We start from the raw sequence: 11580 nt of genomic DNA, 5'->3' as shown, positions 1-11580 counted from the left end.
AGAAAAAAGAATTACGCAAGGAACTCGTCGATGGGCTTGAACGGAATGTTCAGTGCCTTCGAAACAGGCTCGTTCGTGAGGTGTCCGTCAATGGTGTTGAGACCATACTTGAAGCCGGGCACATCGCGGAGTGCAGCCTTGTAGCCCTTGTTCGCCAGAGCGAGTGCATACTCGATGGTCGCATTCGTGATGCCGAGCGTGGAGGTGCGGGAAACAGCGCCCGGGATGTTCGCGACGGAGTAGTGGACAACGCCGTGCTTCTCGAACGTCGGATTCTCGTGCGTCGTGCAGTGGTCGCAGGTCTGGATCGAGCCGCCCTGGTCGATTGCAACGTCGACGACAACGGAGCCCTTCTTCATCGTCTTGATCATATCCTCGGTGACGAGGGTCGGCGTACGACCGCCCGGAACGAGAACCGAGCCGATGAGCAGGTCTGCTTCTTTGACCCATTTTGCGATGTTGTAGCTTGAGGAGTACTCCGTGACGACACGACCGGCGAAGATCTCATCGAGGTAACGCAGACGCTCGATCGAGAGGTCGATGATCGTGACGCGTGCGCCGAGACCAACCGCGATCTTTGCTGCGTTCGTGCCGACGTTGCCGCCGCCGATGATGACGACCTGACCTGCTGCGACACCTGCGATGCCGCCGAGCAGAACGCCGCTGCCGCCATAGCGGCTCTCAAGGAACTGTGCGCCGATCTGGACGGACATACGACCTGCGATTTCGCTCATCGGAGCGAGCAGGTCGTATGTCCGCGGCCGCCCTTTGCGATAACCGTCTCGTAGGCAATGCCGACAACCTTCTTCTTGAGGAGAGCCTCGGTCAGTTCGGGCTCGGCTGCGAGATGGAGGTAGGTGAAGAGGATCTGACCCTCATGGAAGAGATCATACTCTTCGGCAAGCGGCTCTTTTACCTTAACAATCATTTCAGAGCGATCAAAGAGAGCCTTTTTGTCCGAGACGATCTCAGCGCCAACAGCTTCGTAATCGGCATCCGTGAAACCGCTGCCAACGCCGGCACTTTTCTCGATGAGCACCGTGTGACCGGCACGGCGCATCGCCTCGACACCCGACGGGGTCATACCGACGCGGAACTCATTGTTCTTGATTTCCTTCGAAACGCCAACAATCATGTTTTTTTCCTCCTACTACAGATAGATAAAAAATACAGAAGGTTTGAAACGGCTAGGGGAATTTCTAAAGGTATACCCTATTCGAGATTTTATTATAATTCAGATACTTTTGTCAAGTAATAAAAGTGATTTTTTTTAAGCCAAAGTGCTTGTTCGTCCCCGTAAGTCCAGATAGAACAAGCACTTACGGGCATTCTTTAAATTTATAAAAATTATGATTCTATCAGTATGCCCTATGCCGTTTCGCGATGATGAGGCAGAAAAAATCATCTGTACGAAAATCGACAGATGATTTTTCTTTTTGTATGCGTTACTCCTCCGCTGCACGTCGCGCGATGATGGCGTCGATTTCGCGTTGCTGTTGTTCCTCCATGCGTTTCTGGATGAAGATGTTCGGGATGGAGACACCGACGACAATGGCGAGGATGATGGTAATGCCGCTGATGCCGAAGCGGAGTGCCTCCAAAAATTCTTCTGCGGAGATGGTCTGGATGTAGAGAACGGCGAAGAGCAGCCGATAGAGCAGGACGCCGGGAACGAGCGGAATGATGGGCGGGATGATGAGCAGTGTGTTTGGTGTATGGACGATATGAATGACTTTGAGTGCGGAAATACCGACCACAGCCGCAGCGACGAAAGAGCCGACCGCCTGCGATAAACCGATTTCATTCATGAGGATGTTGCGGATCAGCATGGTCACAATTCCTTCGAATGCGACAATGGCGAGCAGTTTTTTCGGTGTGTTGAAGATGATGGAAAAGCCGCCTGCCGCAAGTGCTGCGGCAAATGCCTGACTGATGTAGGCATCTGTCGGGAGGATGTGGACATCGGAGATGTTCGCGATGCCGGTGGACAGGATAGCGAAGGCGATGCCGAAGGTCATGCCTCCGACGATGAGCATGGTGTCTATCGCACGCGTCATGCCGGAGGAGATAAAGCGGTTGATGACATCGCTTGCAGCGTTGATGATCGGGAATCCGGGGATGAGGAAAATGGTACAGGAAACAAGCGCGTACCACATGGTCGGCAGAGCGAGAACGAACGGAATGAGCCATGCGACGATGGTGGCGGCAAACGCGGCAATCATGGAGCAGGCGTAGGGATTGAATTCATTTCGGATGCTGAGACGGTGGGCGATGAACCCGATCAGGGCTGCAGCGGTTGCGACCGACGACTCCGGCAGACTGCCGCCGAACAGTGAGCACGAAGCCCCCGAGGCAATCGCAGCACCAAGAGCCGCCGCCCATACCGGATAGCTGCGTGGGCGCTGTCGGACACGGGTAACGGCGTTTTCGATCGCGTTTATGGGGGTATTTCCGCGCAGGATACGCCATGTCAGTTTGCTGATGGCTGCGATTACAGCGAGATTGACACCGTGCTTCATACACTTTCGGAACTGGGTAAGGGATCGTTCGCCGTCCGTGACGTTCAGCATGAGCGTGGTATAGGTGACATGGGATTGGATCTGGTCGGAGGGAATGCGCAGATGGGCTGCGGCACGCCTCATGTCCCGTATGATGCGTGCGCAGTCTGCACCGCTCTCCATCAGAGACTGCCCGATGTCGAGCAGGATTTTCATTTTGTGGTTGAGCGTTCGGTTGTCATCCTCCGATGCGCTCTTGAATTGTGCCCGAGTCATGTGTATACAGACCGCCTTTCTCTCCACTAAACTATAAGTCTGCGTTATTATAACATAAATACAAACGCAAAGAAATGGAGAGAAACGTCTGCTGAAAAGATGCCGTACGGGTGAAATTGCGTGAGGACTATACGTCCCCCCGTGTTGCGATGATGGCGTCGATTTCGCGCTGCTGTTGTGCCTCCATGCGTTTCTGGATGAAGATGTTCGGGATGGAGACGCCGACGACGACGGCGAGGATGATCGTGACACCGTTCACGCCGAAGCGCAGAGCCTCAAGCAGCTCCTCGACGGAGATGGTCTGGATGTGCAGGACGGCGAAGAGGAGACGGTAGAGGAGAACGCAGGGGATCAGCGGGATGACGGGCGGAATGATGAGCAGGGTGTTCGGCGTGTGGACAATGTGGATGATCTTGAGCGCGGCGATGCCGACGACGGCGGCTGCTGCGAAGGAGCCGATGGACTGCGGCAGTCCGAACTCAAGCATGAGGACGTTGCGGATGAGCATGGTGACAATGCCCTCGACGGCGACGATGGCGAGCAGCTTCTTCGGTGTGTTGAACATGATGGAGAAGCCGCCCGCTGCGAGTGCCGCTGCAATCGCTTGATTGAGGTAGGTGTCGGTCGGCTGTATATGCACGTCGGAGATGTTGTGTACGCCCGCAACGAGGATGGCGAAGGCGATGCCGAAGGTCATGCCGCCGATGATGAGCATGGTGTCCATCGCACGCGTCATCCCGGAGGTCGTGAAGCGGTTCAGCATATCGCTTGCGGCGTTGATGGACGGGAATCCGGGCATCAGAAAGATCGTACAGGCGACGAGTGCGTACCACATGGTCGGCAGACCGAGGGCGGCGGGGATGATCCACGCGAAGATCGTCGCGACAAAACCCGTAATCATGGCGCAGGCGTACGGATTAAACGCATATCTTGTACTTGTGCGGTGTGCGATAAATCCCATGAGTGCGGCGATGGTGGCGACCAGTGCTTCAAGCCAGCTGCCGCCGAAGAGCTTGCACGAGCCGCCGGAGCCGACAGCGGCTCCGAGCGCGATCCCCCAGTCCGGATAACAGAGTGCGCGTTCGCGGATGCGGTCGATGGCACGCTCAATCGGATGCAGCGGCGTATTGCCGCGCAGGATGCGCCAGGTGAGTTTGCTGACGGCGGCGAGGACGGCAAGGTTGACCCCGTGCTTCAGACATTTGCGGAACTGGGTAAAGGATCGTTCGCCGTCGCTGACGCAGAGCATGAGTGTTGTATAGGTGACGTGCGACTGGATTTGATGCGCCGGAATGCGCAGATGTACCGCCGCGCGGCGCATATCACGTACGATGCGTGCGCAGTCCGCACCGTTCTCCATGAGTGTCTGTCCGATGTCGAGCAGGATTTTCATTTTGTGGTTCAGCATCTTGTTGCTGTCCTGCGCGGCATTTTTGATGGTTTCGATTTCCATGATTCCCCCTAATTATTTCCCAATGCTCCGCCCATTATACCACAGTCCGATGTGTGCGTGAAATGGAGGATGTGGGCGGCACATCAATTTTCCCAATAAAAAAGCCGCCCTGTCGAGGGCAGCTTCTTTGCTCACGCAGCGCTCAGCACTTGATGCCGGAGCCCTTGCGTGCGTAAAAGACATAGGTGATGATGATGGTAATGACGGTGAACGCGATGAGAATGTAGAACGCGGGGATGACACTGCCCTGTGTGCCGTATGACCAGCCGAAAATCTTTGGGATGAGGAACGCGCCATATGCCGCAATCGCCGCCGTGAAACCTGTGACGAGCGAGGCGTGCACGGGGTTGTCAAAGACGAAGGGGATCATGCGGAAGGATGCGGCGTTGATGAAGCCGGTCGAGAAGAAGAGTACGAGGAACGCACCGAAAAACAGTGCGAAATTGTGCGCCTGAATGCCCATGACGGTGACGATGCACGCGACGAGCATGAGGAGCAGCGAGTAGAACGTGACCTTCGAGCCGCTGTTGACCTTGTCCGAGACCCAACCGCCGATGGGGCGTACGCCCGCGCCGATGAAGGGGCCGAGGAACGCAGCATAGGCAAACGAGACCTCGGGGAACTCGCGGTTCACGAGGAGTGCGAGCGCTGCGGAGTAGCCGATGAACGAGCCGAAGCCGCAGGTATAGATGACGGTGATGAGCCATGTGTGCTTGTTGCCGAAGATCGACATCATGCTGCGCGGGCTCTGCTTCGGGATGGGCAGGTTGTCCATGAACATCCAGATGAGCACGAGGGTGAGCGCCGTGGGGATCGCCCAGAAATAGCAGACGTTCTGGATGTAGACCTCCTTGCCTGCCGCACTCAGGAGCGGATCGCCGAAGAGGCCGCCGAAACTCGCACCGAGGAGCATGGGGGCGGTCAGATAGATGAGTGATACGCCAAGGTTGCCGATGCCGGCGTTGATGCCGAGGGCAAGCCCCTTCTGCGACTTCGGGAAAAAGAAGCCGATGTTTGCCATCGACGAGGAGAAGTTTGCGCCCGCGATGCCGATGCCCGCGACGAGCAGGACAAAGGTGTCATAGGTTGTGGTCGTGTCCGTGAGAGCGTTGCCGAGCCCGATGAGCGGGATGAGAAGGAGTGCGGTCGAGATGAACGTCCAGTTGCGTCCGCCGACCATGGCGGGGAGGTAGGTGTAGACGAGACGCCCCGTTGCACCGACGAGTCCCGGCAGTGCCGCGAGCGTGAAGATCTCGTTATCCGTGAAGTGAAAGCCGATCTGATTGAGCTGTGCCGCGATGGTCGCCCACATCGTCCATGCGACAAAGGCGAGGGTCAGCGCCCATGTCGAGGTGTAGAGGTTCTGTTTGGCGATGCGCTCGCCGTATTTTTTCCAGAACGTCTCATTCTCCGGATCCCAATGCGTGAGAATATCACGCCGTGACGGGTTCTCGCCGAGTACAGCGAGGATGTCCTTGCTTTCCATTTGCATCTCTCCCATGATGATTTCGTGAAGCTCCGAGGGGATTGTGCCTTATCAGAGTTTCCTATAACGTTGATACAAAAAAATTATAGTGAAAAATTTTTCGCTTGGATGTGACCGATGTCACAGGATTTTAATAGTTTTTTCGATAATATTAAAAAATACAATGAACATTCTCTATGGACAGGAATGGAGGAGAGGTTCGTGGATCAGGAGACGCTCATTCGAGAGGTGGAGTCGATTCCGGGCAAGGTGATTTCCTTGCATGACGGCGCATATCTCTTTCGTGAGGGCAGGCCGGCACATTATTTCTACATCGTGCGGTCGGGGCATATCTTCATTGTGAAGTATGGTGCATCGGGGCGCGTGCTTGCCCTGCGTCTCGCGACAAAGGGCAGTATCATCGGCGAGCTGCCGATCTATGAGGAGAAGCCGATCTATATCTTCAGTGCGGTTGCACGCAGCGCCGCTGAGGTCTATGCCATTGAGTTTCCCGTACTACAGGCATACCTGGAAAAACACCCGCATCTCTCGATTGCCCTGCTCAAGCTGATCGGAATGCATATGCGAAAGCAGCATCTGAAATTTCGCGACTTGGTTCTCTACGGGAAGAAGGGGGCGCTCTGCTCGACGCTGATCCGTCTCGCGAACAGCTACGGGATGGAGACGGATGAGGGGATTCTGATCTCCGTTCCGCTGACGAATCAGGAGCTTGCGAACTACTCGGCATCGGCGCGTGAAAGCCTCAACCGTATGCTTGCCGATCTCAAGAAACAGAATGTGATCGAGATGCGCGGACATCTCATACTCATCAAGGATATGGAGTATCTGAAGGCAGAGATTCACTGTGAGAACTGCGGCAGGGAAATCTGTAATATCGAATAGAAAAAGCGCCTCATTGAGGCGCTTTTTCTATGCAAGGGGGACTGCGACGTATTTTTGCCCGCCGAGCCGGTACTGTGCGCGTCCTGCCGTGAGGTCGGTGAGTGCACGTTGATGGAGTTCGGTATCGGCAGCGGGGACGAGGAGGGGAAGGGTAACCCTGTCCGCATACGCAGCTTCCTCTGTCAAAAGACCTGCATCTCGGATATAGCGTTCCACTGGAGCCAAAAGGTCGTAGTCGATCTGAACATACATGGTCTGCAGCGGTGTCATACGTACCTTCGCCGCCGCGTCGAGTCCGAGCCCTGCCGTATGCGCATAGGCACGGATGAGCCCGCCCGCGCCGAGCTTGATCCCACCGAAGTAGCGTACGACAGCGACGGCTGCATTCGTGATGCCGCGTGCCTTGATCGCTTCGAGGATGGGGCTGCCCGCCGTGCCGCCCGGCTCGCCGTCGTCGCTCGAACGCTGACGATCCGAGCGTTCCCCCAGTACCATTGCGTAGGGAACGTGGCGTGCCTCATAGTGTTCCTTCTTTACCGTCTGCAGCCATGTCCGTACCTCGTTCTCGTCCTCTGCGTGGATTGCATAGGCAAGGAAGCGTGACCGCTGAATTTCGTATAAAACAGGGGAGACACCGCCGTTCGGTATCTCCCCTGTGATGGTTGTATAAATTTCCATCGTCATTTGTTTTTGCGGTTAAAGTAGTCGATGATGGACGCATCGAGCAGGATGTAGGTCGGCCCTGTGCTCGCCGTCAGCTCGCCCGCCTGAAAGATGGGGCATACATAGCCGCTGCCGCCGAGGAAGTAGTTCGTCGGAATTTCGCGGACGGATTTTTCGGGCTGAATCGGCGTGTTGCGCCCCTGCTCATTGTAGAGATGCCCACTGACCGCCTCACCGTCGAGGTCGGACGGGGTGAGGTGAACAAAGAACGAGAGCGGAATGCGTTGTCCTGTTTTTTTGTAGTAGACGCAGCCGTAGTCATGACGGACGGGCTGATTTGCGCGCAGCTCGTAGCGCAGATCCGTGAACGTTACGGAGAGGAAGTTGTCGTCGTCCAGGTGTACCCGATAGCCAAGCTCCCCGCGGTAAAAGGCGCCGTTCTCGTAGGCCGTGCGCATATTTGCGGCGAGCGACGCGATGTCGGCATTGATGAGATCTGCAGCGGCAGTGTCTTCCAACGCAAGGACGGGGTAGGCGATGGAGAGGTTCGTCGTCGACTCCCGATGTTCGGTGACGGTTGCGCCCGCTGTCCCGGAAACAGTAATGACGAGGGCGAGAGCGAGCAGCAAGGCTCTGAATTTCATAATCAAACTCCTCCTTTATACAGCTTCTACGATGATAATAAAAATTTACGGCTTTGTCAAATAAATCATAGTAATTCACGCCTTCCTGTAGTATGATGGGAGCGCATATTTTCGCGTGGGGATTTTGGAAGAAAGGTTGTGTTAAGAAGCCCATGGGCGAAACAACAATGAAACGGAAGCTGAAGAACAGGCATCTTCAGTTTATCTCTCTCGGCGGTGTCATCGGGAGCGGATATTTCCTCGGAACGGGCTATGTGCTCGAACATGCGGGGCCTGCTGCGATGATCTCCTACCTCCTCGGCGGACTGATTGTTCTCTCGGTCATGCTTTGTCTTGCAGAGCTGGCGGTGGAAAAACCGCTTTCGGGATCTTTTGTTGTCTATGCGCGCGAAAATATATCGCCGACGTGGGCGTGCGGCGTCGGCTGGTCGTATTGGGTGACGTGGGTGTCCTATGTGCCCTCGGAGATGATTGCCGCCGGCATCATCATGAACGGCTTTTTCCCGGAGGTCGGGACGATCTGGTGGGCGGTGTTCTTCGGGCTCGTCGTCACCATGATCAATCTGTTTCGTGTCGATAAATTCGGTGAGAGCGAGTTTTGGCTCTCGCTCATCAAGGTGTCTGCGCTCGTCGCGTTCAGTGTGGTCGCTCTGCTCATCTGTCTTGGGCTCGTCGGAGGGGAGGGGTATATCGGGACACGCATCCTGCTCGGCAGCGGCGGTTTTGCGCCGCACGGCTGCGCGAGTATCGCACTCACGATGGTGATCATTCTCGTGAATTTTCAAGGGACGGAGATCATCGGGCTTGCGGCGGGGGAGACCGCCGATCCTGCACGCAGCATTCCGACAGCGGTGCGCAACATTACATGGCGCATCATCGCCCTCTACATCGTTCCCATTACGCTGCTGATTTCCATTTTTCCGTGGGATCACGCCTCGCTCTCGGAGAGTGTCTTTGCGGCGGCGCTCGCAGAGCATGGATTTACGGAGCTGGCGGCGGTGTTCTCGCTCGTCGTCCTCACAGCGGCGATTTCCTGCTCGAACTCGGGGCTTTACGGTGCGGCGCGCGCAGTTCACGCACTTGCGACGATGGGCATGGCTCCGCGCGTGCTTGCGGGGCTCAGCAGTCAGGGCGTACCGTCGCGCGCGATTTATGCATCCATCCTGTTCTGCTGGGGGGTCATCGGCATCTATGCGGTGAATCCGGATGCGGCACTCTACACGTATTTGCTTGCGCTCTCCGGATTCTCGGGGGCGGTGGCGTGGATCTCGATCTGTTGGAGTCAGTACCGGCGGCGGCGTAAACTCGAAGCGGAGGGACAGGTGTCCCTGCTGCGCTATCGTATGCCCTTCTTTCCCTATGTGACGCTCTTTGGCATTTGGGCGCAGGTATGCTGCCTCGCATTCATGTTTTTTGTCCCGGAGCTGCGCTCCGCTCTCTATCTCGGTGTTCCCCTGCTGATTGTTCCCATGATTCTTTACAGGTTCTTGCGGTATAAATAGATATATGTTATAATTGAATTAACTTTTTCGATAGGGGGGACAATATGTTTGGGTTATTTGGAAATAAAAAGAGGGAGGAAGTGTCGCTCGCGGATCGGATCAAGGCGAAACCTCTCGCAGCAGAGCCCGCCGCACGCGAGGAGGGAGGGAAGGCACGTGCGCCGTTTGCGGGACTTGGCAGTGTGGGCGGCAGCGATATGAAATGTGCCTATCTCTCGCGCAGTGAACTGACGGCGGAGCGACTGCGGGAGGTCTATGACGTACCGGGCGGTCCCGCCATCGTCCTCGGGTTTGTTTCTGCGGATCTCCGTATGGACGATGTGGCACGCGCCGTACAGTCTGCCTCGCCGCCCGATGTCAAGATTCTGATGATGACGACCTGCGGCGAGCTGACGCATACGCCCGGCACACGCTCCTACTATATGGAGGCGGGGGATGGACGTGCGAAGGTGCTCCTGCAGGTGTTCAGCAAGCGCATGATCGCGGGAACGCACATGATGACGCTCCCGCTGCACAACGAGGATATGAAGCGCGGGGCGGTGACCATGACACCCACCGAGCGCGTGGCGAAGCTCACGGCGGACATCCGTGCGGAGAAGATACCGTTTCCCGTACGGTTTGACGATACCTTTGCCTTTGTCTATGTGGACGGCGTGAGTGCGTGTGAGTCGTTCGTGTTGAAGGCGATGTACGATGCCGAGAGTCTGCCCTGTCCTTACGTCGGCGGCAGTGCGGGCGGTGCGCTTGATTTCTCGCACACCTATATTTACAACGGGAAAGATGTGCTCGAAAACCATGCGGTTATCCTCGTGGTGAAACTCGCAGCGGACTACCGCTACTCGGTGTTCAAGACACAGGCGGCGGAGGAGACGGGGGATAAGTGGACGGTCATCGGATCGGATACGACGTTTCGCACGGTGGATACCGTCGCCGACAGCGACGGCCGGCCGGTGCTGTTCGCGGATGTGTTGATGAAGAAGATGCACGCTGCGGATATTCCTGCGCTGATGGAGGCTCTCGACGAGTTTACCTTTGCGACGCATGTTGGCAATCAGTTTTACATTCGCTCCCTGCAGACGATTGACCCTGCGACGAAGCGGATGCACTTTTTCTGTGACATTTCCGCCGGTGAGGAAGTCTCTCTCATGCGGCGTGCGAAGTTCCGCGAGATCCTGAAGGCGGACTATGCGGGGTTTGCCAAGGGCAAGCCTGCGCCCATCGGCGTCGTGCTGAACGACTGCCTCCTGCGCCGTCTGAAGTTTGCGGGGGACCTTGCGGGGGCGGATCTCTTTGAGGGGATCCCCGTCGCGGGGTATTCCGCACTCGGTGAGATCGCGGGAATGCACATCAACGAAACGCTGACGGCGATTTTCTTTTATCAGACCACCGGCGGCTCGTTCTATGACGGATATATGAACCGCTTTCCCTCTGTCTATGCGCTTTGCCAGAAATCCTTTCTCGAACATGAGATCAGCCGGCTTGAGATCATTGGCAAACTCAAAGACGGCATCATGCAGGAATTCGCTGAATACCGCAGCCATATGGCGGGCATGTCCAAGGCGATGGCGCGTGTCGGGGAAAGTGCCGAGAGCGTTTCCTCTCTTGTGGGCAATTTGAGTAGCGGGCTCACCGGGCAGGGCGACATGACCAAGCAGCTCCTTGAGCGCAATGTGGAGATCACACCGAAACTCGAACGCCTCACAGAGAGTACGAAGAAAATCGAGCAGGTCATGAATATGATTACGGAGATCTCGGCGCAGATCAATCTCCTCGCGCTCAATGCCGCCATCGAAGCGGCGCGTGCGGGAGAACAGGGGCGCGGCTTTGCTGTTGTTGCGGGTGAGGTGCGCAAACTCTCGGAGAATACGCGCGAGCGCCTTGAGGCATCCGACGAGGCGATCAGTGCGCTGCTGCGCGATGTGCAGGAGATTGACAAGATGCTTGCAACGAGTCAGGCGTTTGAGGATCAGGTCGAGAGTTTCGAGCACGGCTTTGACGGTCGCATCGCACAGATGCAGCGTGGTCTGGACGACGGACTGCGCGCCATCCGTGACTCACGTGCCTCCATCGATCGCGTGAGTGAACTCAGTATACGTCTGAGCAGCCGTTTCGATGAGCTGGACGAAGTGCTGCGTTCGATTCGGTGATGGCTTTTCGGAATATGCAGCGGTGTGCA

The 11580-nt window shown here is 56.4% G+C and carries 8 protein-coding genes and 1 pseudogene; 3 read left to right on the top strand and 6 right to left on the bottom strand.

Annotation, left to right across the window (positions count from 1 at the left end):
* Positions 1 to 11: 11 nt before the first annotated feature.
* The 4 genes and pseudogenes from ald to QU667_RS08110 form a co-directional block, all read right to left on the bottom strand.
* Positions 12 to 1135, bottom strand: a pseudogene (gene ald / locus QU667_RS08125) (alanine dehydrogenase).
* 310 nt (positions 1136 to 1445) lie between these two features.
* A complete protein-coding gene (locus tag QU667_RS08120; protein ID WP_304986698.1) occupies positions 1446 to 2774 on the bottom strand; it encodes a threonine/serine exporter family protein in 1329 nt (442 codons plus the stop codon).
* 127 nt (positions 2775 to 2901) lie between these two features.
* Positions 2902 to 4227, bottom strand: coding sequence for a threonine/serine exporter family protein (locus tag QU667_RS08115; protein ID WP_304986697.1), 1326 nt, complete (start codon positions 4225 to 4227; stop codon positions 2902 to 2904).
* Between the two features lie 142 nt (positions 4228 to 4369).
* Positions 4370 to 5719 carry an MFS transporter gene (locus QU667_RS08110; RefSeq protein WP_304988435.1) on the bottom strand — a complete coding sequence of 450 codons (1350 nt, stop codon included), beginning with the start codon at positions 5717 to 5719 and terminating at the stop codon, positions 4370 to 4372.
* 195 nt (positions 5720 to 5914) lie between these two features.
* Between QU667_RS08110 and QU667_RS08105 the strand changes: the two genes are divergently transcribed.
* Entirely contained in the window at positions 5915 to 6595 is a 681-nt protein-coding gene (locus QU667_RS08105) for a Crp/Fnr family transcriptional regulator (RefSeq protein WP_304986696.1), read from the top strand.
* A gap of 27 nt (positions 6596 to 6622) precedes the next feature.
* Here QU667_RS08105 and QU667_RS08100 read toward each other — a convergent pair whose 3' ends face one another.
* Positions 6623 to 7279 carry an IMPACT family protein gene (locus QU667_RS08100; RefSeq protein WP_304986695.1) on the bottom strand — a complete coding sequence of 219 codons (657 nt, stop codon included), beginning with the start codon at positions 7277 to 7279 and terminating at the stop codon, positions 6623 to 6625.
* On the bottom strand, positions 7276 to 7902 hold the full coding sequence (locus QU667_RS08095; RefSeq protein ID WP_304986694.1) for a polysaccharide deacetylase family protein: 627 nt from the start codon (positions 7900 to 7902) through the stop codon (positions 7276 to 7278). Before QU667_RS08095 ends, QU667_RS08100 begins: the two co-directional genes overlap by 4 nt.
* A gap of 152 nt (positions 7903 to 8054) precedes the next feature.
* Between QU667_RS08095 and QU667_RS08090 the strand changes: the two genes are divergently transcribed.
* Both QU667_RS08090 and QU667_RS08085 read left to right on the top strand, forming a co-directional pair.
* Positions 8055 to 9404, top strand: a complete 1350-nt coding sequence (locus QU667_RS08090) for an amino acid permease (RefSeq protein WP_304986693.1) — start codon at positions 8055 to 8057, stop codon at positions 9402 to 9404.
* 44 nt (positions 9405 to 9448) lie between these two features.
* Positions 9449 to 11551 (top strand): methyl-accepting chemotaxis protein, encoded by a 2103-nt coding sequence (locus QU667_RS08085; protein WP_304986692.1) that lies wholly within the window; start codon positions 9449 to 9451, stop codon positions 11549 to 11551.
* Positions 11552 to 11580: the final 29 nt, after the last annotated feature.

Source organism: Selenomonas dianae (assembly GCF_030644225.1).
Taxonomy (GTDB): domain Bacteria; phylum Bacillota; class Negativicutes; order Selenomonadales; family Selenomonadaceae; genus Centipeda; species Centipeda dianae.
The sequence above is the reverse complement of the archived record's forward strand: the minus strand, read 5'-3'. Positions and strand labels throughout refer to the sequence as shown.